Here is a 26011-nt window from a genome sequence, read left to right as displayed (position 1 = left end):
ACCCCGGGACCGGGCCTGGTGCCGGGTCCACGGGCCCGGCCATCATGCCGTGCCTCGGACCCGGTCATGGGTCCGGTCCACGGGTCGGTGGGCCGGTCATGGGGCGCCCGGTCCGCGGACCCGTCATGATGTGCCCCGAGGAAGGGAATCCCCGCCATGCCGACGCTCAGGGCGCTGTGCTCCGTCCCCTTGCTGCTGGCGCTGCTGGGACCGGGTACGACGCCCCTGCCCAGGGAACCACACCTCACCCCCGCGGCTTCCTACCTTCCCCGGCTTGTCGCCATGGGTGGCGCTCCTACGGCGGCATTCCTGGCCCGTCGCGCCTCCTCCGCACCGTATGACACCTTCCGTTCGACGGGGCCCAATATCCGCAGGGCGGACCGGTTCCGGGCCGGCAGCATCACCAAGACCTTCGTCGCCACGGTCGTGCTCCAACTCGCCGGGGAGGGGCGGCTCCGGCTGTCGGACCCCGTCGACCGGCTGCTGCCCGGCCTGATCCGCGGCAACGGCAACGACGGCCGACGCATCACCCTGCACGCCCTGCTCGACCACACCAGCGGTCTCCCGGACTACACCGCCGTCACCCCCGCCCACCCGGCCCCGGCCGGTGCCCGCGCCGCGCCGGTGTCCGCCGCCGACGCGGTCCGGCTCGCCCTCACCCGCCGCCCGACGGACGTGCCCGGCGGGTACGCCTACTCCAACACCAACTACGCCGTCCTCGGGCTCGTCATCCGGCGCGTCACCGGGCACGACTACGCCGACGAGATCCGCCGACGCGTCATCACCCCGCTGCGTCTCACCGGCACATCGCTGCCGGGCGCCCGGACCGCGCTGCCCCCACCGCACGGCCGGGGCTTCACCCGCGACCCGGTCGACGGCGCCCTGCACGAGGTCACCGCGCTCGACCCGCGCACCGCGGGCGCGGCCGGAGAGCTGATCTCCACGCTCGACGACCTGAACCGCTTCTACGCGGCCCTGCTCGGCGGCCGTCTCCTGATCCCCACCCAACTCGCGGCCCTGCTCGACACCACCGCCACGCACGGCCTCTACGGCTTGGGCGTCTATCCGCAGCGGCTCTCCTGCGGTGTCACCGTCTGGGGGCACAACGGACACATCACGGGCAGTCACGTCCGCACCGTCGCCACCCGTGGGGGCGGCCACGTCCTGACGTACCGCGTCGACACGGACAGCCTGGCCGGTACGGAGGAGCTCGAACGTGGTCTGCTCGACGCGGAGTTCTGCGCTCGCGCACCCACCGGCTGAGCCCGGTCGCGCCCGCCCCGAGCCGCCGAGGCCACCCGAGCCGCCGACGCCGGCCGACCGAGCCCGTCACGCCCGCCCCGAGCCCGTGCCGCCACCCGGGCCCCGGGCGCCTTCCCGATGTCCCCGGCGCCAGGGCGTGTTTCGCGAGCAGCGTCGTTCGCCCGATGGGCGGGGCGGGACTTTCGGAGCACGTCCTACAGCGGCACGATGTCCGGCGCGCCGAGCCGTGCCGCGTCCGCCGTGAGGTCGTCCGGCTGGCGCTGCGATTCCCGTTCCGCCTGTACCCGCTTCTCGTAGTGCTCGACCTCCCGGTCGATCTGCCGCTCGTCCCAGCCCAGCACCGGTGCCATCAGCTCCGCGCAGAGCCGGGCGCTGCGCGTACCCCGGTCGAAGGTCTCTATGGAGATCCGGGTGCGGCGGGTCAGTACGTCGTCGAGGTGCCGGGCCCCCTCGTGCGAGGCGGCGTAGACGATCTCGGCCTTCAGGTAGTCGTCCGCGGCGGGCAGCGGCTCGCCCAGGACCGGATCGGCGGTGATCAGTTCGAGGAGCTCCTCCGTCAGGGAGCCGTAGCGGTTGAGCAGATGCTCGACGCGGGCCACGTGCAGGCCCGTCCCGAGCGCGATCCTCGCGCGGGCGTTCCACAGCGCGCGGTACCCCTCCGCGCCGAGCAACGGGATGTCCTCCGTGACGCACTCCGCGACGCGCTGGTCGAGGCCGTGCACCACCTCGTCCACGGCGTCCTTCGCCATCACCCGGTACGTGGTGTACTTGCCGCCCGCCACGACGACCAGGCCCGGCACCGGGTGCGCCACCGTGTGCTCGCGCGAGAGCTTGCTGGTCGCCTCCGACTCACCGGCCAGCAGCGGCCGCAGCCCCGCGTAGACCCCCTGGACGTCGTCCCTGGTCAGCGGGGTGGCCAGCACGCTGTTGACGTGTTCGAGGAGGTAGTCGATGTCGGCGCTGGACGCCGCCGGGTGCGCCTTGTCCAGATCCCAGTCGGTGTCGGTCGTCCCGACGATCCAGTGCCGTCCCCACGGGATGACGAAGAGGACGGACTTCTCGGTCCGCAGGATGAGGCCGGTCGAGGAATGGATGCGGTCCTTCGGGACGACCAGGTGGATCCCCTTGGACGCCCGGACGTGGAACAGTCCGCGCTCCCCGATCAGCGCCTGCGTGTCGTCGGTCCACACACCGGTGGCGTTCACCACCTGCTTGGCCCTGACCTCGTACTCCCCGCCCGCCTCGACGTCCACCACCCGGACGCCGACGACCCGTTCGCCCTCCCGGAGGAAGCCGGTCACCCGCGCCCGGTTCGCCACATGGGCGCCGTATCCGGCGGCGGTGCGCACCAGGGTCGCCGTGTAGCGGGCGTCGTCCATCTGCGCGTCGTAGTACTGCAAGGCCCCGACCAGGGCGTCCTTTCGCAGCGCCGGGGCGACCCGCAGCGCGCGGCGGCGGGAGAGGTGCCGGTGGACGGGCAGCCCGCGACCGTGCCCGGACGACACCGACATCGCGTCGTAGAGCGCCACGCCGGAGCCCGCGTAGAACCGCTCCCAGCCCTGGTGCCGCAGCGGGTAGAGGAACGGCACGGGCTTCACCAGATGCGGGGCCAGCCGCTGGAGGAGCAGCCCGCGCTCCTTCAGCGCCTCCCGGACGAGTGCGAAGTCGAGCATCTCCAGGTACCGCAGCCCGCCGTGGATCAGCTTGCTCGACCGGCTCGACGTGCCCGCGGCCCAGTCGCGCGCCTCGACCAGGCCGGTCGAGAGCCCTCGTGTCGCCGCGTCCAGCGCCGTACCGGCGCCGACCACGCCCGCACCGATGACCAGCACGTCCAGCTCGTGCTCGGCCATCGCGACGAGCGCCTCGGCGCGTTCCGCGGGTCCCAGTGTCGCTGTCCTCACTGCCGCCTCCCGGGTGACTTGAGGTGGTCCGGCCCGGAACACGCCCCGACCGATCGGTCGGGCACCCCGGCCCACTCCTCGATTCTGTCCGCCACCCACGACTTCGGCCACCGCCTGTGGACAACCCCGGACAACACCAAGGCGGCACGGGCCTCATAATGCGGCATATAGGTCATATTTACGCCTAGTCTGACATTGCGTGTCCCCAGCGGTTGCGCTTTCTGCTCTCATGGCCATGTACCGGCCGGTTACACGGAGGACGCCCCTTCTCCGCGCCCCGTCCGGTCCGAGGGAAGGACGGCCCCACTTGCCCGCAGACCTCGCTGTCATCGGACTCGGCCACCTCGGCCTGCCCCTCGCACAAGCGGCCGTCGCCGCCGGCATCCAGACCGTCGGCTACGACACCGACCCACGCGCCCACGCGGAACTTGCCGCGGGCCGCACCCCCGTCGAGGGCTCGCTCACCGCGTCGGACGTCCGCCGGATGCTCTCGGGGGGTTTCCGGCCCACCACCGACCCCGCCGAACTCGGCGGGGTCCGTACCGCGGTGATCTGCGCCCCCACCCCGCTCGGCGCCGACCGCATGCCCGACCTCACCGCCCTCGACGACGCCACTCGCGCGCTCGCCGCCCGGCTGCGCCCGCACACCACCGTGCTGGTGGAATCGGCCGTGCAGCCAGGCACCACCGAGGCGCACATCCGGCCGCTCCTCGAAGAGGGCTCGGGACTGCGCGCCGGACGCGACTTCCACCTCGCCTACGCGCCGAGCCGCCTCGACCCCGGCAACCGGATCCACGTCCACGCCAACACCCCCCGGGTCATCGGCGGCCTCACCCCCGTCTGCACCGAGTCCGCCGCCGCCTTCTACGGACGGCTCACCGACAAGGTGGTCCGCGCCCGCGGGCTGCGCGAGGCCGAGATGACGAAGGTCCTGGAGACCAACTTCCGGCACGTCAACATCGCCCTCGCCAACGAGATGGCGGTGCTCTGCCATGATCTCGGGGTCGACCTGTGGGACGTCGTCCGGTGCGCCGAGACCAAACCCTTCGGCTTCCTGCCGTTCCGTCCGGGCCCCGGGGTCGGCGGGCACGGCGTCCCCGTCGATCCCGGCCTCCTCCCGTACCACAGCCGCACCCCCGGCCACCCGCTGCGCATGGTCGCGCTCGCCCAGGAGATCAACGGCCGGATGCCGCAGTATGTGATCCAGCGCTGCGCCACCCTGCTGAACGAGCACGGCAAGTCGGTGCGCGGTGCCCGCGTGCTGCTGCTCGGTGTCACCTACAAGCCCGACCTGGCCGACCAGGAGGCGTCACCCGCCCGGGAGATCGCCTCCCGGCTGCTGGACATGGGCGCACAGATCGGCTATCACGACCCGTACGTCTTGGACTGGCGGGTACGGGACCTCCCCGTGCCGCGCGCCGACTCGCTGTACGAGGCCGCGTCCAACGCCGACCTCACGGTGCTGCTCCAGCACCACCGCACGTACGACCTCCAGGGCCTCGCCGTGAAGGCGCAACTGCTCCTGGACACCCGGGGCGCGACCCCGGCGGGAGCCGCCCACCGGCTGTGACCCGGGGCTCGGATCCCCGGATTCCGGGGATCCGGTGCGCGGTGCGCGGTGCAGGGGGCCGGGGCGGTGGGCCGGGCGGCCCCCAGTCCCCCGGGTGCCGCGGATTCCGTGGATTCCGTGGATTCCGGGAGTTTCGGAGATTTTGGTGGGCGATGTCACAGCCGACTGCTAGCCTGCGGCGTCACTTCTCGCACAGTCGTGCGCTTCTGTCCGTGCGCTTCCGTTCCAAGGGGGATCCCACCATGAGCCAGCCCGTGCCGCCGCCGAACCAGCCGCCCGGCCCCCACCCCGTCGACGGCAACCCGTACGCGGGCCAGCAGCCCGGGGCCCAGCCGGGACCGCGCAACCCGTACGCGGGCCAGCAGCCCGGCGCCCCGACCGGCAACCCCTTCGCCGGCCAGCAGCCCGGCCCCTACGGGCAGCCCGGTGAGCCCGTCCCCGCGTTCGGCGGCGCACCCTCCGCCCCGCCGGCCCCGCCCCGCGACAGGGTGGGCCTCGGCGTGCTGACGGCCGTGGTCGCGGCGCTCGTCGCGGCCTTCCTGTACGGCGTCATCGCCGGGGCGATCGAGCGCGAGGTCGGCTACATCGCCATCGGCGTCGGCTTCCTCGTGGGCTTCGCGGCGAGCAAGGTCGGCGGGCGCAGCCCGATCCTGCCCGTCGTCAGCGCCGTCCTGGCCGTGGGCGCCGTCTACCTCGGCCAGTTGATCGGCATCTCGATCATCCTGTCCGACCTGATCCACCAGTCCGCGACCACCCTCTTCATGGAGCACTTCGACGTCCTGACGAAGGCGTGGAGCGAGGGCTCGGACTTCATGACCTACGCCTTCCTGCTGCTGGGCGCCGTGGCGGCGTTCGGTGGCGCCAAGAAGGCGTGACGAACGGGGCGTGACCCCGCAAGGACACGGGCGAAGGCCCCGGAACCCGCTCGTACGCGGGCTCCGGGGCCTTCGCCGTGAACACCGGAGGCGGATCCGGCCGTGAACGCCGGAGGCGAATCCGGCCGTGAACGCCGCAGGCGAACGGCCGGGGGCCGGTCAGCGGCGGTGCTGCGAGTCCGCCACCGTGACCTCGACGCGCTGGAACTCCTTGAGTTCGCTGTAGCCCGTCGTCGCCATCGCCCGGCGCAGCGCGCCGAAGATGTTCATCGCACCGTCCGGCGAGTGCGAGGGGCCGGCGAGGACCTCCTCGGTCGTGCCGACCGTGCCGAGGTCCACCAGCTTGCCGCGCGGCACGTCCTCGTGGACGGCCTCCATGCCCCAGTGCCGGCCACGGCCCGGCGCGTCCGTCGCACGGGCCAGCGGGGAGCCGATCATCACGGCGTCCGCACCGCAGGCGATGGCCTTCGGCAGGTCACCGGACCAGCCGACGCCGCCGTCCGCGATCACGTGCACGTACCGGCCGCCCGACTCGTCCATGTAGTCGCGGCGGGCCCCCGCGACATCGGCGACCGCCGTCGCCATGGGCACCTGGATGCCGAAGACATTGCGCGTGGTGTGCGCGGCGCCGCCGCCGAAGCCGACGAGCACTCCGGCCGCGCCGGTACGCATCAGGTGCAGGGCGGCGGTGTACGTGGCGCAACCGCCGACGATCACCGGGACGTCCAGCTCGTAGATGAACTGCTTGAGGTTGAGCGGTTCGGCCGCGCTCGAGACGTGCTCGGCGGAGACCGTCGTACCGCGGATGACGAAGATGTCCACACCCGCGTCGACGACAGCCTTGGAGAACTGGGCGGTGCGCTGCGGAGAGAGCGCGGCTGCGGTGATGACCCCGGCGTCGCGCACCTCCTTGATGCGCCGGCCGATCAGTTCCTCCTGGATCGGGGCGGCGTAGATCTCCTGGAGCCGGCGGGTCGCGGACTCGGCCGGCATCTCGGCGATCTCGTCGAGCAGCGGCTGCGGGTCCTCGTAGCGGGTCCACAGCCCCTCCAGGTTGAGGACACCGAGACCGCCCAGCTCACCGATGCGGATCGCGGTCTGCGGGGAGACCACCGAGTCCATGGGGGCGGCCAGGAACGGCAGCTCGAAGCGGTAGGCGTCGATCTGCCAGGCGATCGAGACCTCCTTCGGGTCGCGGGTTCGGCGGCTCGGAACGACGGCGATGTCGTCGAACGCGTATGCCCGGCGGCCGCGCTTGCCGCGCCCGATCTCGATCTCAGTCACGATGGTGTGGCCTTTCCCTCTATGTCTGCGCTGTCCAGTATCCCCGACACACGCCGGAGGGGCGGCCCCCGGGAGTCCTCGGGCCCCCGCTGGTCGCCCAGCGTGGCCGAGAAGCCCGGGTCCGCCCCTCGGGAGCGCCGTGCGCGTTACTTCCTGCTGTAGTTGGGTGCCTCGACCGTCATCTGGATGTCGTGCGGGTGGCTTTCCTTGAGACCCGCCGAGGTGATCCGGACGAACCGGCCCCTGGCCTGGAGCTCCGGCACGGTGCGTCCGCCGACGTAGAACATCGACTGGCGCAGACCGCCGGTGAGCTGGTGGACGACCGCGGAGAGCGGGCCGCGGTAGGGAACCTGGCCCTCGATGCCCTCGGGGACGAGCTTCTCGTCGGAGGCGACGCCCTCCTGGAAGTAGCGGTCCTTGGAGAACGACCTGCGGTCGCCGCGGGTCTGCATCGCGCCGAGCGAGCCCATGCCCCGGTACGACTTGAACTGCTTGCCGTTGATGAAGAGCAGCTCGCCCGGGGACTCCTCGCAGCCCGCCAGCAGCGAACCGAGCATCACGGTGTCCGCGCCGGCCACCAGGGCCTTGGCGATGTCACCGGAATACTGCAGACCACCGTCGCCGATGACCGGAACGCCGGCCTCCTTCGCCGCGAGCGACGCCTCGTAGATCGCGGTGACCTGCGGGACGCCGATACCGGCGACGACCCGGGTGGTGCAGATCGAACCGGGGCCGACCCCCACCTTGATGCCGTCGACACCGGCGTCGATCAGCGCCTGGGCGCCGTCGCGGGTGGCGATGTTGCCGCCGATGACATCGACGCCGGACGCGTTCGACTTGATCTTGGCGACCATGTCGCCGACCAGCCGGGAGTGGCCGTGGGCGGTGTCCACGACGATGAAGTCGACCCCCGCCTCGATCAGTGCCTGGGCCCGCTCGAAGGCGTCGCCCGCGACACCGACGGCGGCACCGACCAGCAGCCGGCCCTCCTTGTCCTTCGCGGCGTTCGGGTACTGCTCGGCCTTGACGAAGTCCTTGACCGTGATGAGGCCCTTGAGGACGCCCGCCTCGTCGACCAGCGGAAGCTTCTCGATCTTGTGGCGGCGCAGCAGCTCCATGGCGTCCACGCCGGAGATGCCGACCTTGCCGGTGACCAGCGGCATCGGCGTCATGACCTCGCGCACCTGGCGCGAGCGGTCCGATTCGAAGGCCATGTCGCGGTTGGTGACGATGCCGAGCAGCTTGCCCGCGGCGTCGGTGACCGGGACGCCGCTGATGCGGAACTTGGCGCACAGCTCGTCGGCGTCGCTGAGCGTCGCGTCCGGGTGGACCGTGATCGGGTCGGTGACCATGCCGGACTCGGAGCGCTTCACCAGGTCGACCTGGTTGGCCTGGTCGGCGATGGAGAGGTTGCGGTGCAGCACACCGGCGCCACCCTGCCGGGCCATGGCGATCGCCATGCGGGCCTCGGTGACCTTGTCCATCGCGGCGGAGAGCAGCGGGATGTTCACCCGCACGTTCCTGGAGATGTACGAGGAGGTGTCGATCTGGTCAGGCGCCATGTCGGACGCGCCGGGCAGCAGCAGCACGTCGTCGTATGTCAGCCCGAGCGTCGCGAATTTCTCGGGCACTCCGTCGACGTTTGCAGTCATGACACCTTCCCCAAATGGCCTTGATCGGTGCGGATGTCCATGCTAACGGCCTTCGCACGCGTCTCATTCCATACGCAAGATCACCCAGGGGTTCTGTAGCTTCACACAGAATGCCGCCGCGCCGGACGCGCCCCGGACGGGGCGCTCCCGGGGCGGGACGCGCCGCCGGAGAAAACCCGCGGATTCACGGAACGAAATCCCGGAACGGCGGCTCCGGGTCGCGAAACGGAATCCCGGAACAGCCCCCGGGTCCGGGAGCGGAACCCTCCGTGCCCGGCGACGGGCCGCGGGCTCACTGCTCCGCGAGCGCCCGCAGCCTGCTCAGTGCCCGGTGCTGGGCGACCCGCACCGCGCCCGGTGACATGCCCAGCATCTGCCCGGTCTCCTCGGCGGTCAGACCGACCGCGACCCGCAGCACGAGTAGTTCGCGCTGGTTGTCGGGGAGGTTGGCGAGGAGCTTCTTGGCCCAGGCGGCGTCGCTGTTGAGCAGCGCCCGTTCCTCGGGGCCGAGCGAGTCGTCGGGCCGCTCGGGCATCTCGTCGGAGGGCACGGCCGTCGACCCCGGATGCCGCATCGCGGCCCGCTGGAGATCGGCGACCTTGTGGCCCGCGATGGCGAAGACGAAGGCCTCGAAGGGTTTGCCGGTGTCCTTGTAGCGCGGCAGCGCCATGAGCACCGCGACGCAGACCTCCTGTGCCAGGTCCTCGACGAAGTGGCGCGCGTCGCCGGGCAGACGGCTCAGCCGCGACCTGCAATAACGCAGCGCGAGCGGGTGGACGTGGGCCAGCAGGTCATGGGTGGCCTGCGCATCGCCCTCGACGGCACGGTGCACCAGTGCACCGATCACCGTCGTCTCGTCGTCGCGCATCGGACCATGGTGCCTCGGAGTCGCTTCTTCCGCTCCGCCGCGTTCGTAGTTGTGCACCGAAGCGTTATGAGCGGGTGCGCCGGAAGTCATGTCCTGCGCCCTCCCCTTCCGCTCGACCGAATAGTTCCCGAGGAACTCCACGTCTCAAGGATGCGGCATCGGCCGGAAAGCGTCACATGCCGTCGGTCCGGCGAACCCGGTCAGCCCCGCGGACCCGACCGGGCCCGAAACGGTCCGGTCGGGTCCGCGGGCCGGGGCCGTTCCGAAGGGCGCCGCCGACGCGGACGGGGCCCTCCGGGCGCACGGCGGTGGCGCCCTCCCATCCGCGGGAACGCGGGCGGGAGGGCGATCGGCCGCCGGTCACGACCGGTTCCTCAGCGGACCAGGCCCCAGCGGAAGCCGAGTGCGACGGCGTGCGCACGGTCGGAGGCGCCGAGCTTCTTGAACAGACGCCTGGCGTGCGTCTTCACCGTGTCCTCGGAGAGGAACAGCTCGCGTCCGATCTCGGCGTTCGAGCGGCCGTGGCTCATCCCTTCGAGCACCTGGATCTCCCGCGCGGTGAGCGTCGGCGCGGCACCCATCTCGGCCGACCGCAGCCGACGTGGCGCGAGCCGCCACGTCGGATCGGCCAGCGCCTGGGTGACGGTGGCCCGCAACTCCGCGCGGGAGGCGTCCTTGTGGAGATAGCCGCGGGCGCCGGCGGCGACCGCGAGCGCGACACCGTCCAGGTCCTCGGCGACGGTCAGCATGATGATTCTGGCGCCGGGGTCGGCGGAGAGCAGCCGCCGCACCGTCTCCACACCCCCGAGACCGGGCATGCGTACGTCCATCAGAATCAGATCCGAACGGTCGGCGCCCCAGCGGCGGAGGACTTCCTCGCCGTTGGCCGCCGTCGTCACACGCTCGACGCCGGGCACGGTCGCGACCGCGCGCCGGAGCGCCTCTCGGGCAAGCGGGGAGTCGTCGCAGACGAGGACGGATGTCATGGCCGCCCTCCGCAGCTGATGCGCGTCACCTTGAGCCTCCAGGCTGTTCACAAGTCGTCACCTGAGCAGTTGACGCCCTCGGACGCCTGCCCGATCGCTTTCTCTGTCAACCGCTTCCGCCCTCTCAACGATGGTCACTCGAAAGAGTTACGGGTCCGACGGTCGGGTTCAGCACTCTACGTGAGGAAGCGTGCACGGAGGAGAGCGACGCGGATCATCCAGCCATCAGCCGGATTTTCACATGAAGGTATGCCCCATTTAGCGGGTCTTCTTCCCTTTTCCCGGTGTCTGTGGCTAGATTCGCAATCAGTCATATTTACATCTACTTGCACCGTGGATGTAAGTGTCATGGGCACAATCAAAACCGACAGTACCGGACGACAACGACGTTTCCGACTCAGCATGGTTTGAGGGGACAAGCAATGGCAGATTTCTCCCGCCTACCCGGACCCAACGCCGATCTGTGGGACTGGCAACTGTTGGCGGCCTGCCGTGGGGTCGACAGCTCGCTGTTCTTCCACCCCGAGGGTGAGCGCGGGGCGGCTCGCAGCGCCCGCGAGAACTCGGCGAAAGAGGTCTGCATGCGATGCCCGGTGCGCGCTGAATGCGCAGCACACGCACTGGCCGTACGAGAGCCCTACGGCGTGTGGGGCGGACTCACCGAGGACGAGCGCGAGGAGCTCATGGGACGGGCCCGCAACCGCCTGGTGGCGGCGGCGCCGTCGGGCGGCATTCCGTCGCCCGCCGGACACGGCTGATCCGTCCGTCCGCACGACATGAGACAAAAACGTTTCTTCAACACCACCACCCGGCCGCCGAGAGAGGCCGGGTCACAGGCAGGCCCCGAGCCGGGTGACCGGGTCCGGGCCGGACCATGGGCGGGCCCCGGTCAGCGGGCGGCCGCCAGGGACAGCTGCTCCAGGGTGGCCGCCACTGCGGGCACCCGCGCCAGGTCGGGGAGGGTCAGGGCGACGATCTCGCGCTCGACGGCCGGTTCGACCGCCACGGTGCGGACCCCCTTGGCACGGACCGACTCGATCGCCAGTTCCGGCAGCACCGCCACGCCGAGCCCCGCCCCGACCAGGCCGACGACCGAGGGATAGTCGTCCGTGGCGAAGTCGATCCGGGGTGTGAAGCCCGCTTCCTCGCAGACCTCCACCAGCTGACGACGGCAGCGAGGACAGCCCGCGATCCACGACTCCTCGGCCAGTTCGGCGATGCCCACCGGCCCCGGAGCCGACAGCCGGTGCCCTTCGGGGACCAGGCCGATCAGCCGGTCGGTGAGGAGGGGGCGCACGACCAGGTCCTCCCATTCGGCCCCGGAGGCGCCGTACCGGAACGCCAGCGCGATGTCGCAGTCGCCCTCGCGCAGCATCTCGACCGAGCGCGGCGGCTCGGCCTCGACCAGGGAGACCCGGGTGCCGGGGTGGGCCGCGCGCAGTGCCGCGAGAGCGCCGGGCACCAGGGTGGAGCTGCCGCTGGGGAACGAGACGAGCCGGACCCGGCCGGCGCGCAGCCCGGCGATCGCGGCGACCTCCTCCTCCGCCGCGGTGAGCCCGGCGAGGATGCCGGAGGCGTGCCGGACGAGTGCCTCGCCCGCCTGCGTGAGCCGCATCTCGCGCCCCGTGCGGATCAGCAGTGCCGTTCCGGCGGAGGACTCCAGGGCCTTCATCTGCTGGCTGACCGCGGGCTGCGTGCAGCCCAGTTCGCGGGCCGCGGCGGAGAACGAACCGGTGGCGGCCACAGCACGCAGTACACGGAGGTGACGGGCTTCGATCACACCTCAACCATAAGCAACTCTTGGACGAGGCGCTAATGCTCCATAAGCCCCTTTGGGGCTGACCTGACCTGCGGTGCGCCACGTGCGAAAGCCCGGCCCGCCGCCCTCGGCGACCGCGTGGAGCAGCGGTCCGTGTGCGGCGGGCGGAGAGCGGATCGCACGGGACGGCGGCGGTACGGGGGCGGGAGCCGGGCGGCGGCCGGGCCGGTCCGGGCCGCCGCCCGGCCGTGATCCGGCGGGCAGGCACTAACGTGCCGCCCATGACGACTGCACTGATTACGGGCGCGACCGCGGGGATCGGCGCCGCGTTCGCGCGGCGACTGGCGGCCGACGGGCACAACCTGGTGCTGGTGGCGCGCGACGCCGAGCGGCTGCGGGAGCAGGCGACGGAACTGCACGACCGGCACGGCATCGAGGCCGAGGTCCTGCGGGCCGACCTGTCCGAGGACAAGGGCATCGCCACGGTCGAGGACCGCTTGGCGGATCGTCGGCATCCCATCGACCTGCTGGTCAACAACGCCGGGTTCGGCAACAAGGGCCGCTATCTGGAAGTGCCCATGGCCGACGAGCTGAGCATGCTCAAGGTGCACTGCGAGGCGGTGCTGCGGCTGACCTCGGCCGCCGTGACCGGGATGCGCGAGCGCGGGCGAGGCGGTGTCGTGAACGTCGCCTCGGTGGCGGCGTTCGTGCCGCGCGGTACCTACGGCGCGTCCAAGGCGTGGGTCGTGCAGTTCACCCAGGGCGCGGCGAAGGACCTGGCCGGCTCGGGGGTGCGGCTGATGGCGCTGTGCCCGGGGTTCGTACGGACGGAGTTCCATCAGCGGGCGGGGATGGGAACCGACAGCATCCCCGGCTGGATGTGGCTGGACGCGGACAAGTTGGTGGCGGCGGCCCTGACGGACCTGGCGCGCGGCAAGTCGCTGTCGGTGCCGGATCCGCGGTACAAGGCGCTGATGGGGGTCGTGAAGGTGACGCCGCGCAACCTGCTCGGAGGGGTCGCCTCCAAGACGGGCCGCAAGTACGGACCCCGATGAACGGACGGAACCTCGCGGGCCGGTGAGCGGATCGCCGCGGCCGGGCGTCCGGCCGCGGGGATTCCCGGTGCGGGGCCCCGGGGTACGGGCCCCGGCCGCGGCCTTCCCGGCCCGGCGGCCGGTGCCGCGGGGATCGGGCGCGCGCGGCGGTGGCCTGTCGGATCGTCAGCCGTGGGGCGGTGGTCCGGCGGGCCGAGGCGCGGCGGGCGGGCGCATCGCCGTCCGCCGCGCCTCGGCCGCCCGTCCGGCCGGGCACGGTCCGGCGCCCGGCCTCCCGGTGGGGCCTATCGCACCCCGTGGCCCTCGTAGGCACCGATGTTGGGGGCGCCGGGCTTCAGCTTGTTGCCGAAGTAGTCCTTGCCCCCGTTGTCCTCGATGGCGGCCCCGGCGGCGAGGGCGGGCGAGCCCGCACCGAGCCGGAAGTCGTCCCGGAGCTTCGGGTCGTCCGTGATGCCACCAGGGTTGGGGCGGGTCATGTCGATGCCGTGGAAGGCGTTGTGGTCGAAAAAGAGCCCGGGGGTCGGGTTCTTGAAGGCGTAGCCGCCGGTGCCCTCGCTCACGAAGACGTTGTTGCGGATGGCCAGTTCGTGCTGGGTGGTGGCGGGGCTTCCGGTGTCGTCCTGGACGAGGTGGCCGGGGATCTCCGTGCTGTTGTGGAAGGTGTTGTTGTAGATCCGTGTGTCGAGGATCGGGCCCCAGCAGTTCTGGATCAGTCGGGCGCCGTCGTTCCGGCTGACGTTGTAGCGGGCGACCGTGCCGACCGTCTGCGCGCCGCTGTACGGGCAGATCAGCAGGAACCCGCCCTTGTTGTCGTGGCTGTAGTTGTACTGGAACACCGTGTTCTGTGAGGCGCCGTCGGCGTCGAAGGACATCCCGTCGTGGGTGTTCCCGCCGCCGGAGACCTCGTTGTACTCGATGACGGTGTCGTCGGTGTTGAAGGTCCAGATGCCCGCGTTGGCGGAGGGCGATCGGCGGAGCAGTCGACGTGGTGGGTACGGCCGTTGGGCGCGGCCTGCGCGGTGCCCTGACCGGCGGCGGTCAGGCCGGCGGCCGTCAGGGCCGCGAGGGCGACCGCGGTGACGCAATGACTCACAATTCCTCCGTACGAACAGTCGGGATCGGGCGATCAGTTGGAACGGACGATCAGTAGGGAACGGGACGATCGGTGGGGAACGGGGCCGGGCGAGCGGTCCGGGTCGGGACGAGCGATCGAGGGCGGGCCGTACGGCCGGGGCCGGGGCGAACCGGCGGCCAGGGGGAACCGGGCAGCGCGCACCGGCGTGGCCGGAACCCCGGGCTCTCGGGCGCGGACCCGCACTCGGGCCCGATCTCGGACTCGGACTCGGACTCGGACTGCCGGAATCCTGGACTCGGATTGATCGAGCGTCAATGGATCGCGTTTGAATGATCGAAACTCCCGTCGTTCGATCACGTTGGTCTAGGGTCGGACCACGGAGCCGGCGCCGCCGGTCCGGGGGCCGGGCCACAACACTGCGAGGGGACTGCCGCTGTGCGCGAAAGTGCTGCTGAACGTCATGACCGCCTGCTGGCTCTGGTCCGGGAACGGGGCTCGGCCCGGGTCTCGGACCTGGCCTCGGAGCTCGGGGTCTCCCCGGTCACCGCGCGCCGGGACGTGGAGGAGCTGGCCGGCCGGGGCCTGCTCGACCGGGTGCACGGCTCGGTGTCCTGGCCGCGGGACGCCGCCGCTCCCGCCCCGGCGCCCGGCGGGAGCGGCCTGGTCCTGGGCATGCTCGCACCCTCGTCGACGTATTACTTCGCCGAGGTGATCCGCGGCGCCCACGAGGCCGCCGGCCGGGCGGGCGCCCGACTGATCCTGCGGATCTCCGACTACCGCCCGCAGGAGGACCAGGCCCGCACCGAGGGCCTGCTCGCCGCGGGCGCCGAGGGACTGCTGATCGCGCCGGGCTGGCAGCACCCCGGCGACCCCGCCGCGTTCGGCGACTGGATCGCCTCACTGCCCGTGCCGACCGTCCTGCTGGAGCGCAGGCCCGCCGCGGGCTCCCCGCTGAACGGCCTGGACCGGGTCTGCTCGGACCACGCGTACGGGGTGCTGCTCGCCATGCGCCACCTGGTGGGCCTCGGGCACGGGGCGCCGCTGCTGATGGCCCGCGCCGACTCCCCGACCGCCGTGGCGGTGCGGTCCGGATACGCGGAGGCCCTGGACGTGCTCGGGCTGCGCCCGCCGCAGGACGTGATCGATTCCGTGCCCGCCGAACTCGCGCCGGACGCGTTCGAGGAGGCCGTGCAGGCGCTGCGCGAGGCGGTCCGCTCGGGGGTGGCGACGGCGGCCCTGGTCCACAACGACGTGGACGCGATCCAGGTGATGCACCGCCTGGCCGAGCTGGGCGTGCGGGTGCCGGACGACCTGGCCCTGATCGCCTACGACGACGAGGTCGCGGGGCTCGCGGACACCCCGCTCACGGCGGTGGCGCCGCCCAAGCGCGACGTGGGCCGCCACGCGGCCGGCCTGCTGGTGGAACGGCTCGGCCGGAGCACGGGCGCGCCCCGGCGGCATGTGACGCTGCTCCCCCAGCTGAGGGTCCGGAACTCGTGCGGTGCGCCCCCTTCGGGGCCGGCGGACCGGTGAGCGGGCCGGCGAGCGGGCACGTGCGGGGGCACGGCCGGGAACGGGACCGAGCGCCCGGTGCCCCGTCCGGCACGAAGCAGGCCGGGGGCGGAGCGCGGGAACGGCGGACGGGACGGGCGGAAGCACCGGCGTTCTCCCGTTCCTCCCCTTTTGGCAACTCAGGGCATTCCGCCTGCATCGATACGTAACGTATCTGATCTTTTTTCGATCAATCGCTCTTTCGCTCTTGACTTCGGTCACGGCTGGTCGAAAGATCTCGGCCAACGCCAATGTCGTCGCCTGTTCAGGAGTCTCGCTGTGAGCCACAGTTCGAGCAGAACGTCCCTCGCCGTCGTCGGCGCCGCCACCGCCCTCGCCGTTCTCACGGCCTGTGGCGGCAGCGGTGACGACGGTTCCGCCGCCGGAAGCGACGGGAAGCCCGTCAGCATCACCTTCTGGGGCTGGGCCAAGGGGTCCAAGGAGGTCGTTGACGCGTTCAACGCCTCGCACAAGAACATCAAGGTGGTCTACGAGGAGATCCCGTCCGGCAACGCGGGCGGCTACGCCAAGATCTCCAACGCGGTGAAGGCGGGCAACGCCCCCGACCTGGTCTCCATCGAGTACCCGCAGCTTCCGGAGTACGTCAGCCAGGGCGCGCTCCAGGACATCGGGAAGTACTTCACCGACGACATCAAGAAGAAGCTGCTCCCGCAGGCCGTGGAACTGACCACGCTCGGCGGGAAGAGCTGGGCCGTCCCGTTCGACGCCTCGCCTCAGGCCTTCTACTACCGCAAGGACCTGTTCGAGAAGTACGGCGTCGAGGTCCCCAAGACCTGGGACGACTTCCGCAAGGCCGCCGAGAAGGTCAAGAAGGCCGACAAGAAGGCCCGGATCGGCACCTTCTTCCCCGACGACCCGACCACGTTCCAGGCGATGGCCTGGCAGGCCGGCGCCCAGTGGTACAAGCCCGAGGGCGACACCTGGAAGGTCGGCACGACCGACGCCGCCACCAACAAGGTCGCCGACTACTGGCAGGGCATGCTCGACGACGACCTGATCCGCTCGAACGCCTCGTTCAGCCCCGAGTGGACCAACTCGCTCAAGAACGGCGGCACCATCGGCTACCTCGGCGCCGCCTGGGGCGCGGGCGTCCTCAAGGGCACCCTGCCCGAGCAGAGCGGCAAGTGGGCCGTCGCCCCGATGCCGAGCTGGGACGGCAAGCCGGCCAGCGGCATGCTCGGCGGCTCCACCTTCGCGGTGACCAAGGACAGCAAGAAGGCCGAGGCCGCGGTCGAGTTCGCCACCTGGATGTCGACCACCGAGGAGGGCATCAAGGCCCGCATCGAGTCCGGCACCTCCAGCGCCTTCCCGGCCGCCGCCGAGCTGCGCCCGGTCGCGAAGAAGGCGTTCGACGCCGGTTACTACGGCGGCGAGGACATCTACCAGGTGTTCGAGGGCGCCGCGGCGTCCATCGGCCAGAACTGGAGCTGGGGCCCGACGACCGGCACCACGAACACCGTCATCAAGGACCAGTTCGGCAAGGTCGCCAGCGGCTCCACCACCATCAAGGACGCGGTGAAGGCCGGCCACGACGCCACGGTCGCCGAGCTGAAGAAGCGCGGTCTGAAGGTCGAGGACGCAGGCTGATGAAACACGCCCGGACGACCAGAGCCGCCGCCGTCCTGCTGGGGCCCTTCTTCGTACTGTTCACCGTGGCCATGGTGCTGCCGATCGGATACGCGGTCTGGCTCAGCCTGTTCACCGAGAAACAGTCCGGCCTGGGCTTCGGCGGAACAGAGACCGTCTTCAGCGGACTCGACAACTACATGGCGGCCCTCGGCGACCGGGCGTTCCGCGAGGGCTTCGGCGTACTCCTCGGATACTGCCTGTTCTACATTCCGCTGCTGCTCGTCGGGGCCCTCGCCCTCGCTCTGCTGCTGGACTCCGCGCTGGCCCGTGCCCGCCGCTTCTTCCAGCTCGCGCTCTTCCTGCCGCACGCCGTGCCCGGCATCATCGCCGCGCTGATCTGGGTCTACCTCTACACGCCCCAGCTCAGCCCGGTCGTCAGCGCGATGGAGGCCGGCGGTCTCCGCTTCGACTTCTTCTCGCCCGAGGGCGCCCTTCCCTCCGTCGTGAACATCGCCCTGTGGGAGTGGCTCGGCTACAACATGGTGATCTTCTACGCGGCGCTGCAGGCCATCGACCGCTCCGTCCTCGAAGCGGCGACGGTCGACGGGGCCGGTGCCTGGCGCATCGCGATCGGCATCAAGGTGCCGCTGATCCGCGCCTCGGTGGTGATGGTCGCGCTGTTCACGATCATCGGCTCGCTCCAGCTCTTCACCGAGCCCCTGATCCTCAACAAGGGGACCGGCTCCGCCGTCTCCTCCTCCTGGACGCCGAACATGTACGCGTACACCGCGGCCTTCGAACGAAACGACTACGGCCTCGCCGCGGCCGCGTCCATCCTGCTGGCACTCACGGCCGCGCTGCTGTCCTTCGTCGTCACCCGCTTCACCGGCCGGAAGGGCAAGAAAGCATGAACACCCCCGCCTCCCGCGGCCGCTGGATGTCGAAGACCGCGGTCAACGGCTTCCTCCTGCTCTCCGTCGTCTACATGCTCTTCCCCCTCGTCTGGCTGGTCACCGCCGCCACGAAGGACACCGGTGACCTGCTCGCGGGCAACGCGTTCTCCTTCAAGGGCTTCAACCTCGGCGAGAACCTGTCGAACCTGGCCTCCTACGGCGACGGCATCTACTTCCGCTGGTACCTCAACAGCCTCCTGTACGCGGGCGTCGGGGCGGTCGTCTGCTCCCTGATCTGCGTGGCCGCGGGGTACGCCTTCGACAAGTACGAGTTCCGCGGCAAGGAGAAGCTGTTCGCTCTCGTGCTGATGGGCGTGCTCGTCCCGACCACGGCGCTCGCCCTGCCGATGTATCTGCTGGCCTCCAAGACGGGCCTGGTCAACACCTACTGGTCGGTGCTGATCCCGGTACTCGTCAACCCGTTCGGTGTGTATCTCGCCCGGGTGTTCAGCACCGGCTACATACCGAACGAGGCACTGGAGGCCGCCCGTATCGACGGTGCCGGTGAGCTGCGCGTCTTCTGGTCCATCGGCCTGCGCATGATCATGCCGGGCTTCGTGACCGTCTTCCTCTTCCAGTTCACCGCGATCTGGAACAACTTCTTCCTCCCCCTGGTGATGCTCTCGGACCGCAAGCTGTTCCCGCTGAGCCTGGGCCTGTACTCCTGGAACACCAACACCCATGGCGAGCCGAGCTTCTACCCGCTCGTCGTCACCGGTTCGCTCCTCGCCGTCGTCCCCCTGATCGTCGCCTTCGTCTCGCTCCAACGGCACTGGAAGGCCGGACTGACCGCCGGCAGCGTCAAGTGACCCTTCCCACGAGCCCCTCACGAGCCCCGAGGAGTACGGGTACCACCATGCCCCACGCCACTGACAACCGGCCGACGACCCTGCTCGCGATGGGTCCGGGCATCGCCGACCGACTGCTCGCGGACCGCCACCGCACCCGCCTGGCCGCCCTCACCCGCACCGACCCGTACCTCGTCGCCCACGACCTGACCGATCCGTCGCCCGAGGTGGCCGCCGCGTTCGCCGAGGCGGAAGTGCTCTTCACCTGCTGGGGCGCGACACCGCTGACCGCCGAGGTACTGGCCGCGGCGCCCCGGCTGCGGGCCGTCGTGCACGCGGCCGGTTCGGTGAAGCACCACATCACCGACGCCTGCTGGGAACGCGGCATCGCCGTCGCCTCCGCGGCCGGGGCCAACGCGCTGCCGGTCGCCGAGTTCACGCTCGCCGCGATCCTGTTCGCGAACAAGCGCGTCCTGCACTCCGCCGACCGCTACCGCGCCCTGCGCGCCGAGCACGACTGGCTCACCGAACTCGACGGTTCCGGCAACTACCACCGCACGGTGGGGATCATCGGCGCCTCCCGCATCGGCCGGCGCGTCATCGAACTGCTGCGCCCCTTCGACCTGGACGTCCTGCTGTACGACCCGTACGTGGACGAGGCGGAGGCGGCCCGGCTCGGCGTACGGCTCACCTCGCTCGACGAGCTGTGCGCGGACAGTTCGGTCGTCTCGGTGCACGCGCCGCAGCTCCCGGAGACGTACCACCTCATCGGCGCGGCACAGCTCTCGGCCATGGCGACCGGGACGACGCTGATCAACACCTCGCGGGGCTCGCTGGTCGACGAGGAAGCGCTGCTGCCCGAGCTGGTGTCGGGGCGGCTGCACGCGGTACTGGATGTGACGGACCCCGAACTCCCGGCCGCGGACTCGCCGTTGTACGAGCTGCCGAACGTCCTGCTCACCCCGCACGTGGCGGGTTCGCTCGGCGGTGAGCTGCACCGGATGGCCGACCAGGCGCTGGACGAGCTGGAACGGTACGTGCAGGGGCGGCCGTTCGCGGATCCGGTCCGCGCGGGGGCGCTGACGCGCTCGGCATGACCCCGGCGGGCCCGCCGCCCGCCCCTCCCCCGGCCCGTGGCCCCGGTCACGGGCCGTTCGCCTGCCCCAGACCGGGCAGGCCGGGCGGCACGATCGGCCGTTCACGGCGATCAGCACGCGCAGGACGCGCCCGTTCAGGTGCGCGGGCCCGCGGCGGTGTCGGTACACATGCCGAGGCCCGGTACCCCGCGACGGGATACCGGGCCTCAGTGGCCGGAGCCGGAGCTATGTGTCAGTGCGCGTGGCCGTGGCCGCCGTGACCGGCCTCGGCCTCCTCCTCGGCCGGCTTCTCGACGACCAGGGTCTCGGTCGTGAGCAGCAGCGACGCGATGGACGCGGCGTTCTCCAGCGCGGAGCGGGTGACCTTGACCGGGTCGATGACGCCGGCCTTCACCAGGTCGCCGTACTCGCCGGTCGCGGCGTTGAAGCCCTGGCCCTTGTCGAGCTCGGCGACCTTGGAGGTGATGACGTAGCCCTCCAGGCCGGCGTTCTCGGCGATCCAGCGCAGCGGCTCGGCGGCGGCGCGGCGCACGACCGCGACACCGGTGGCCTCGTCGCCGGTCTTGCCGAGGTTGCCCTCCAGGACCTTGACGGCGTGGACCAGCGCGGAGCCACCACCGGAGACGATGCCCTCCTCGACCGCGGCGCGGGTCGCGGAGATGGCGTCCTCCAGACGGTGCTTCTTCTCCTTGAGCTCCACCTCGGTGGCGGCACCGACGCGGATCACACACACGCCGCCGGCCAGCTTCGCGAGGCGCTCCTGGAGCTTCTCGCGGTCCCAGTCGGAGTCCGTGGCCTCGATCTCGGCCTTGATCTGGTTGACCCGGCCCTTGACGTCGCCGGGCTCGCCGCCGCCGTCCACGATCGTGGTGTCGTCCTTGGTGACGGTGACGCGACGGGCGGAGCCGAGCACGTCCAGGCCGACCTGGTCGAGCTTGAGGCCGACCTCCTCGGCGACGACGGTGCCACCGGTGAGGGTGGCGATGTCGCCGAGCATGGCCTTGCGGCGGTCGCCGAAGCCGGGGGCCTTCACGGCGACGGCGTTGAAGGTGCCGCGGATCTTGTTGACGACGAGGGTCGACAGGGCCTCGCCCTCGACGTCCTCGGCGATGATCAGCAGCGGCTTGGAGCCACCGGCCTGGATGACCTTCTCCAGCAGCGGCAGCAGATCCTGGATCGCGCTGATCTTGCCCTGGTGGATCAGGATGTACGGGTCGTCGAGGACGGCCTCCATACGCTCCTGGTCGGTCACCATGTACGGGGACAGGTAGCCCTTGTCGAAGGCCATGCCCTCGGTGAAGTCGAGGTCCAGACCGAAGGTGTTGGACTCCTCGACGGTGATGACACCGTCCTTGCCGACCTTGTCCATCGCGTCCGCGATGAGCTCGCCGACCTGCGGGTCCTGCGCGGAGAGCGCGGCCACGGCGGCGATGTCGGACTTGTCGTCGATCGGGCGGGAGGTCGCGAGGAGCTCCTCGGACACGGCCCCGACCGCGGCGTCGATGCCCTTCTTCAGGGCGGCCGGGGAGGCACCGGCGGCGACGTTGCGCAGACCCTCGCGGATCAGCGCCTGGGCCAGCACGGTGGCGGTGGTCGTACCGTCACCGGCGATGTCGTTGGTCTTGGTCGCGACCTCCTTCACCAGCTGGGCACCGAGGTTCTCGTACGGGTCCTCGATCTCGACCTCGCGCGCGATGGTGACACCGTCGTTGGTGATGGTGGGGGCGCCGAACTTCTTGTCGATGACGACGTTGCGGCCCTTGGGGCCGATCGTCACCTTCACCGTGTCCGCGAGCTTGTTGACGCCGCGCTCGAGGGCGCGACGGGCGTCCTCGTCGAACTTCAGGATCTTCGCCATGGGAGCTGAGCTTTCCTCTCGAACGAACCGCGCCCCCGGCCGCCCGGCTGATCATGACGCACGGGGCCAGGGGCGCGGAACGGAAGCAGACGTGGGTGAATTACTTCTCGATGATCGCGAGAACGTCGCGAGCCGAGAGAACGAGGTACTCCTCGCTGTTGTACTTCACCTCGGTGCCGCCGTACTTGCTGTACAGCACGATGTCGCCGGTCTTGACGTCGAGCGGAAGGCGCTCGCCGTTCTCGAAGCGGCCCGGGCCCACGGCCAGGACGACGCCCTCCTGGGGCTTCTCCTTGGCGGTGTCCGGGATGACCAGGCCGGAGGCCGTGGTCTGCTCGGCGTCGAGCGGCTGGACCACAATGCGGTCTTCGAGCGGCTTGATCGCAACCTTGGTGCTGGCGGTCGACACGATCCGGTCTCCCCCTTCGGAGATCTCACGGGGTTAAGAGTCTGAGTGTGGCGACCAGGTTGATCCGTCGTCGCGGGTGCCGGACCGGCCCGTCGCACAGTACTGCTGGCACTCTCCAGGGGTGAGTGCCAGCACCGAGACTATGACCGCGATTAGCACTCGGTCAAGCGGAGTGCCAATTCGGCCAGTCGTGGCGTCAAGGTTCCCCCCGTCCCGGACCGCGGCACGGCGCAGTCCCGGCCCGTTCCCACCCACGGTTCCGGCCGATCCGGCCGCCCGTGCCTCAGCGGCGGCGGCAACGGCGAATGCCGGGACCCGGACGGCCGAGCGCACCGGCCGCCCGCGCCGCGGTCCGGGCGCGGGCGGCCCCGCGGGCGCGGACAGGGCCCGAGGTTTCCGGCCTCGGGCGGAGAGGGCGCGCTCGCGGGCGGCCTTGCGGCCCAGCCGCTCGACCGGGCCGGCCGGCTGCGCACACCCGGCCGCGACCGTCAGCAGCGCTCCGGCCGGCGTCGCGGCGACCGGCCGGCACGCCCGCGCCCCCGCCCCACCCGGCTCATACGTAGTCCTCCAGCCGGGCCACCGCGTACCCCTGGTCCGTGATCGTCTTCATGACGGCGCGGACCAGGTCGGTCATGCCGGCGCCCCATTCGTTCCGGCCGCGGAAGTGCGTGAGGACGATGTCGCCGGGACGCAGCTTCCCGTCGCCCTCACGCCATTCCATGTGGTCCGGGAACGCCTCCGCGTTCCAGAGCGGTACGGCCTTGATCCCGCAGGACTTCGCGATGCGCAGCGTGTCCCGGTTGTAGTTGCCGTACGGCGGGCGGAAGAGCACGGGCCGCTTCCCGAACCGCTTCTCGATGACGTCCTGCTGTCCGCAGATCTCGCGCCTCTGCTCCTCGTACGAGAGGCCGGGCAGATAGGGGTGGCTGAGGGTGTGGTTGTTGAGGGTGACGCCCAGCCGCTGGGCCTCGCCGAAGTACCCGTAGTCGCCGCCCACCTCGTGGTCGCTGAGGAACGCGCTGTACGGGATGTCCAGCTCGTCCATCATCCGCAGCAGCTCGGGGTCCTTCTCCGCACCGTCGTCCATGGTCAGGAAGACCACCCGGTCCTTGGTCGGGACGGTCGTGAAGACCGGTGGCAGGGAGGCGTCGCCGCCCGTGACCTCGAACCCCTGCCGGGTGGCGACGCGCGGCTTGGCGGCGGGCGGCGGGGGCGCGATCAGCGGCGTACCGGCCAGCCCCCACTTCTTGGCGAGGGCCGCCCGTACCGCCGGGGCGAGCTTCGCGTTCTCGCGCCCCGCGGCCGGGGCACCGCGGTCGGCAGGCGCACCGGCCCCCGCCCGGTACCCGGGGCCGCCGGGCTGTCCGGGGGGCGGCTCGGTGGGCAGCGCGGGGAAGGGGCCCATGGAGGCGCCGGTCCGGAGCTCGGGGCCGGTGTCCATCCGCTCCGCGGCCCCGGAGGCGCACCCCGTACCGACGGCGGCGACCAGAAGCGCGGCCAGGACCGCGCGGGTCGGCCGGCGCCCCGCGGAACACGGCCCGCGGGACACGCGCAGGCCCGGTTCACACGCTGCCATGGCTGATTCTTCCTTTTTTCGCATTAGTCGTATAAATGATGTGGCGTCGCATACTGCCAGCTCACGCGGGGCGCTCCGGTCCGACACCACCGCCGGTCCCGCTGTTCGACCCGACTGGTCCACCACCCCGACTGGCCCACAATGGGACGGGTGAACGCTCTCGCCCCGAACGACCCGGCCGGTACGCCCGGCCCGACCGGACCGAACAACTCGAATGCCACGTTCGGCGCCGCGCCCGGCACCGACGATCCGCTCGCCGCCTTCCTGGCCCTGCGCACCCCCGAGGGGGCGGCACTGCTGGACGAGCTGCGGTCGTACGACCCCTCCCGGGAGCTGGCCACCGCCACCCGGCTGCGCCGCTCGCACCCGGCCGCCCTGGTGTCGGCGGCTCTGGGACAGGCACGGCTGCGGCAGCGTGCGGTGGCGAAGTTCGGTGCCGAGGACGCCTACCGGATGTTCTTCACCCCGAACGGGGTCGAGCAGGCGACCCGCACGTCCGTGGCCACGCATCGGGCACGGCGCTTCGCCGCGGCGGGCGGGGTGCGGAGCGTCGCGGACCTCTGCTGCGGGATCGGCGGCGACGCGATCGCCTTCGCGCGTGCGGGCATCCGGGTCCTCGCCGTGGACCGGGACCCGCTGACCGCCGAGGTGGCCCGCGCCAACGCCGACGTGCTCGGCCTGGCGGACCTGATCGAGGTGCGGTGCGCCGATGTCACCGAGGTCGACACCTCGCCGTACGACGCGGTCTTCGTCGACCCGGCCCGACGCGGCGGGCGGGGACGGGTCTTCGACCCCGAGGCGTACTCACCGCCGCTGTCCTGGGCGACCGGCGCGGCGCTGCGGGCCCCCCGCGCCGCACTGAAGATCGCGCCCGGCATCCCGCACGAGGCGATCCCGGAGCAGGCGGAGGCCGAGTGGATCTCGGACGGGGGCGACGTGAAGGAGGCGGTGCTCTGGTTCGGCGAGGGCTTCACGGCCGGTTCGTACCGTGCCACGGTGCTCCCGGCCGGGGCCGGTCTGTGGTCCTCGGCCCCGCCGCCCGCCCCGCCGGTCGGCCCGGTCGGGCGCTATCTGTACGAGCCGGACGGCGCCGTCATCCGCGCCCATCTCGTCGCCGAGATCGTGACGCGGTGCGGGGGGCGGCTGATCGACGAGACCATCGCGTACGTCACCGGCGACCGCCCGTACGCGTCCCCGTACACCACCGGGTACGAGATCACCGACCGGATGCCGTTCAACATGAAGAAGCTGAAGGCGCTGCTCAGAGAGCGGGAGGTCGGCGTCCTGACGGTGAAGAAGCGCGGCTCGGCCGTCGAACCGGAGGAGCTGCGCCGCCGGATGAAGCTGCGGGGACCGAACGCCGCCACGGTGTTCCTCACCCGGGTGGCCGGGGCGCCGACGGTGCTGATCGGCCGCCCGCTGGCCGGCCCCGCCTGACGGCCGGGGCCGTCAGGCCAGCTCGGCCGGGCCAGGTCGGTCAGGCGAGGTGTCGGTCGGGCGGGGCCGGTCAGGCCAGGTCGGTCAGGTCGTCGGCGTACACCTGCGAGAGTGGTTGCGGGCCCACGTACTGCTGGCAGTTGCACTGCCCCGGCTCGAAGCGGACCGGCTTCTTGGACTCGTCCCAGGCGGTCGGCACCTCGACCCGCTCGTGGCACCTGCCCTGCTTGTCGTGCTTGGCGAGGTGGTGGGTGCAGCCGCAGACCGGCTCCGGCGGCCGTGCGGCGGCTTCGACGGCCAGCCGTTCCTGTCGGGCGGCCTCCAGGAGTTCCAGCTTGCGGGCGTGCCGGTTGCGCAGCGCGGTACGGGCATTGTCGACGACCCAGCCGAAGCCGCCCGTCCAGAAGATGATGAGCACCCACCAGTACCACGCCATGCGACGCCCCCTCGTCCCGTCCGTACCC

22 protein-coding genes are annotated in these 26011 nt (G+C 71.3%); 11 read left to right on the top strand and 11 right to left on the bottom strand.

Features of this window, described 5'->3' with window-relative positions; translation table 11 throughout:
• Positions 1–156: 156 nt before the first annotated feature.
• Positions 157–1263: a serine hydrolase domain-containing protein gene (locus tag ACIHCL_RS07110; protein WP_399857839.1), complete on the top strand. Its 1107-nt coding sequence runs from the start codon at positions 157–159 to the stop codon at positions 1261–1263.
• 194 nt (positions 1264–1457) lie between these two features.
• On the opposite strand, the gene ACIHCL_RS07105 is transcribed toward ACIHCL_RS07110, so the two are convergent.
• Positions 1458–3164 carry an FAD-dependent oxidoreductase gene (locus ACIHCL_RS07105; RefSeq protein ID WP_399857836.1) on the bottom strand — a complete coding sequence of 569 codons (1707 nt, stop codon included), beginning with the start codon at positions 3162–3164 and terminating at the stop codon, positions 1458–1460.
• A 307-nt stretch (positions 3165–3471) separates the two neighbouring features.
• On the opposite strand from ACIHCL_RS07105, the gene ACIHCL_RS07100 reads away from it, so the two are divergent.
• Both ACIHCL_RS07100 and ACIHCL_RS07095 read left to right on the top strand, forming a co-directional pair.
• Positions 3472–4734, top strand: a complete 1263-nt coding sequence (locus tag ACIHCL_RS07100) for a nucleotide sugar dehydrogenase (protein WP_399857835.1) — start codon at positions 3472–3474, stop codon at positions 4732–4734.
• A gap of 242 nt (positions 4735–4976) precedes the next feature.
• Positions 4977–5609, top strand: a complete 633-nt coding sequence (locus tag ACIHCL_RS07095) for a hypothetical protein (protein WP_399857832.1) — start codon at positions 4977–4979, stop codon at positions 5607–5609.
• 159 nt (positions 5610–5768) lie between these two features.
• Here the strand turns inward: ACIHCL_RS07095 and ACIHCL_RS07090 are convergent, their stop codons facing one another.
• The 4 genes from ACIHCL_RS07090 to ACIHCL_RS07075 all read right to left on the bottom strand — a co-directional run bounded on the left by ACIHCL_RS07090 (position 5769) and on the right by ACIHCL_RS07075 (position 10399).
• Positions 5769–6893, bottom strand: coding sequence for a GuaB3 family IMP dehydrogenase-related protein (locus tag ACIHCL_RS07090; RefSeq protein ID WP_399857830.1), 1125 nt, complete (start codon positions 6891–6893; stop codon positions 5769–5771).
• A gap of 146 nt (positions 6894–7039) precedes the next feature.
• Positions 7040–8545 (bottom strand): IMP dehydrogenase, encoded by a 1506-nt coding sequence (guaB, locus tag ACIHCL_RS07085; protein WP_399857828.1) that lies wholly within the window; start codon positions 8543–8545, stop codon positions 7040–7042.
• Between the two features lie 292 nt (positions 8546–8837).
• Positions 8838–9413 (bottom strand): sigma-70 family RNA polymerase sigma factor, encoded by a 576-nt coding sequence (locus ACIHCL_RS07080; RefSeq protein WP_399857825.1) that lies wholly within the window; start codon positions 9411–9413, stop codon positions 8838–8840.
• Positions 9414–9787: 374 nt separating this feature from the next.
• On the bottom strand, positions 9788–10399 hold the full coding sequence (locus ACIHCL_RS07075; RefSeq protein WP_003948568.1) for a response regulator transcription factor: 612 nt from the start codon (positions 10397–10399) through the stop codon (positions 9788–9790).
• Between the two features lie 422 nt (positions 10400–10821).
• Here ACIHCL_RS07075 and ACIHCL_RS07070 point away from each other — a divergent pair, with 422 nt between their 5' ends.
• Positions 10822–11157 (top strand): WhiB family transcriptional regulator, encoded by a 336-nt coding sequence (locus tag ACIHCL_RS07070; protein ID WP_399857822.1) that lies wholly within the window; start codon positions 10822–10824, stop codon positions 11155–11157.
• Positions 11158–11288: 131 nt separating this feature from the next.
• Here the strand turns inward: ACIHCL_RS07070 and ACIHCL_RS07065 are convergent, their stop codons facing one another.
• Positions 11289–12179 carry a LysR family transcriptional regulator gene (locus ACIHCL_RS07065; protein ID WP_399857820.1) on the bottom strand — a complete coding sequence of 297 codons (891 nt, stop codon included), beginning with the start codon at positions 12177–12179 and terminating at the stop codon, positions 11289–11291.
• A 260-nt stretch (positions 12180–12439) separates the two neighbouring features.
• Here ACIHCL_RS07065 and ACIHCL_RS07060 point away from each other — a divergent pair, with 260 nt between their 5' ends.
• On the top strand, positions 12440–13213 hold the full coding sequence (locus ACIHCL_RS07060) for an SDR family NAD(P)-dependent oxidoreductase (RefSeq protein ID WP_399857817.1): 774 nt from the start codon (positions 12440–12442) through the stop codon (positions 13211–13213).
• 284 nt (positions 13214–13497) lie between these two features.
• Here the strand turns inward: ACIHCL_RS07060 and ACIHCL_RS07055 are convergent, their stop codons facing one another.
• Complete coding sequence (locus tag ACIHCL_RS07055; RefSeq protein WP_399857814.1) at positions 13498–14085, bottom strand: hypothetical protein; 588 nt, start codon at positions 14083–14085, stop codon at positions 13498–13500.
• 638 nt (positions 14086–14723) lie between these two features.
• On the opposite strand from ACIHCL_RS07055, the gene ACIHCL_RS07050 reads away from it, so the two are divergent.
• From ACIHCL_RS07050 to ACIHCL_RS07030, 5 genes are all read left to right on the top strand, one after another.
• Entirely contained in the window at positions 14724–15821 is a 1098-nt protein-coding gene (locus ACIHCL_RS07050) for a substrate-binding domain-containing protein (protein WP_399857812.1), read from the top strand.
• Between the two features lie 297 nt (positions 15822–16118).
• The gene (locus ACIHCL_RS07045) at positions 16119–17447 is read left to right on the top strand and encodes an ABC transporter substrate-binding protein (protein WP_399857809.1); all 1329 of its coding nucleotides are present in this window, start codon (positions 16119–16121) and stop codon (positions 17445–17447) included.
• On the top strand, positions 17447–18340 hold the full coding sequence (locus ACIHCL_RS07040; RefSeq protein ID WP_399857806.1) for a carbohydrate ABC transporter permease: 894 nt from the start codon (positions 17447–17449) through the stop codon (positions 18338–18340). The genes ACIHCL_RS07045 and ACIHCL_RS07040 overlap by 1 nt, the downstream gene beginning before the upstream one ends.
• A complete protein-coding gene (locus tag ACIHCL_RS07035) occupies positions 18337–19191 on the top strand; it encodes a carbohydrate ABC transporter permease (protein WP_399857803.1) in 855 nt (284 codons plus the stop codon). The genes ACIHCL_RS07040 and ACIHCL_RS07035 overlap by 4 nt, the downstream gene beginning before the upstream one ends.
• A 47-nt stretch (positions 19192–19238) precedes the next feature.
• Positions 19239–20267, top strand: a complete 1029-nt coding sequence (locus tag ACIHCL_RS07030; protein WP_399857800.1) for a hydroxyacid dehydrogenase — start codon at positions 19239–19241, stop codon at positions 20265–20267.
• Between the two features lie 232 nt (positions 20268–20499).
• Here the strand turns inward: ACIHCL_RS07030 and groL are convergent, their stop codons facing one another.
• From groL to ACIHCL_RS07015, 3 genes are all read right to left on the bottom strand, one after another.
• Positions 20500–22125: a chaperonin GroEL gene (groL, locus tag ACIHCL_RS07025; RefSeq protein WP_399857797.1), complete on the bottom strand. Its 1626-nt coding sequence runs from the start codon at positions 22123–22125 to the stop codon at positions 20500–20502.
• Between the two features lie 100 nt (positions 22126–22225).
• Positions 22226–22534 carry a co-chaperone GroES gene (groES, locus tag ACIHCL_RS07020; RefSeq protein WP_073786877.1) on the bottom strand — a complete coding sequence of 103 codons (309 nt, stop codon included), beginning with the start codon at positions 22532–22534 and terminating at the stop codon, positions 22226–22228.
• Between the two features lie 553 nt (positions 22535–23087).
• Entirely contained in the window at positions 23088–24143 is a 1056-nt protein-coding gene (locus tag ACIHCL_RS07015; RefSeq protein ID WP_399858054.1) for a polysaccharide deacetylase family protein, read from the bottom strand.
• 117 nt (positions 24144–24260) lie between these two features.
• Here ACIHCL_RS07015 and ACIHCL_RS07010 point away from each other — a divergent pair, with 117 nt between their 5' ends.
• On the top strand, positions 24261–25547 hold the full coding sequence (locus ACIHCL_RS07010) for a methyltransferase domain-containing protein (protein WP_399857794.1): 1287 nt from the start codon (positions 24261–24263) through the stop codon (positions 25545–25547).
• Between the two features lie 70 nt (positions 25548–25617).
• Here the strand turns inward: ACIHCL_RS07010 and ACIHCL_RS07005 are convergent, their stop codons facing one another.
• Positions 25618–25983, bottom strand: coding sequence for a hypothetical protein (locus ACIHCL_RS07005; RefSeq protein WP_399857792.1), 366 nt, complete (start codon positions 25981–25983; stop codon positions 25618–25620).
• Between the last annotated feature and the right edge of the window lie 28 nt (positions 25984–26011).

Origin of the sequence: Streptomyces sp. NPDC052042, from assembly GCF_044548345.1 — a bacterium.
Classification (GTDB): domain Bacteria; phylum Actinomycetota; class Actinomycetes; order Streptomycetales; family Streptomycetaceae; genus Streptomyces.
Note: the sequence above shows the minus strand (reverse complement) of the source record. Positions and strands in the feature narration are given on the sequence as shown.

Bases quoted from the DNA above. Each gene is read 5' to 3' on its own strand.
- groL (WP_399857797.1), bottom strand. From the start codon at position 22,125: ATGGCGAAGATCCTGAAGTTCGACGAGGACGCCCGTCGCGCCCTCGAG.
- ACIHCL_RS07110 (WP_399857839.1), top strand. From the start codon at position 157: ATGCCGACGCTCAGGGCGCTGTGCTCCGTCCCCTTGCTGCTGGCGCTG.
- ACIHCL_RS07055 (WP_399857814.1), bottom strand. From the start codon at position 14,085: ATGTCCTTCGACGCCGACGGCGCCTCACAGAACACGGTGTTCCAGTAC.
- ACIHCL_RS07035 (WP_399857803.1), top strand. From the start codon at position 18,337: ATGAACACCCCCGCCTCCCGCGGCCGCTGGATGTCGAAGACCGCGGTC.
- guaB (WP_399857828.1), bottom strand. From the start codon at position 8,545: ATGACTGCAAACGTCGACGGAGTGCCCGAGAAATTCGCGACGCTCGGG.
- ACIHCL_RS07075 (WP_003948568.1), bottom strand. From the start codon at position 10,399: ATGACATCCGTCCTCGTCTGCGACGACTCCCCGCTTGCCCGAGAGGCG.
- ACIHCL_RS07060 (WP_399857817.1), top strand. From the start codon at position 12,440: ATGACGACTGCACTGATTACGGGCGCGACCGCGGGGATCGGCGCCGCG.
- ACIHCL_RS07005 (WP_399857792.1), bottom strand. From the start codon at position 25,983: ATGGCGTGGTACTGGTGGGTGCTCATCATCTTCTGGACGGGCGGCTTC.
- ACIHCL_RS07030 (WP_399857800.1), top strand. From the start codon at position 19,239: ATGCCCCACGCCACTGACAACCGGCCGACGACCCTGCTCGCGATGGGT.
- ACIHCL_RS07070 (WP_399857822.1), top strand. From the start codon at position 10,822: ATGGCAGATTTCTCCCGCCTACCCGGACCCAACGCCGATCTGTGGGAC.
- ACIHCL_RS07040 (WP_399857806.1), top strand. From the start codon at position 17,447: ATGAAACACGCCCGGACGACCAGAGCCGCCGCCGTCCTGCTGGGGCCC.
- ACIHCL_RS07095 (WP_399857832.1), top strand. From the start codon at position 4,977: ATGAGCCAGCCCGTGCCGCCGCCGAACCAGCCGCCCGGCCCCCACCCC.
- ACIHCL_RS07080 (WP_399857825.1), bottom strand. From the start codon at position 9,413: ATGCGCGACGACGAGACGACGGTGATCGGTGCACTGGTGCACCGTGCC.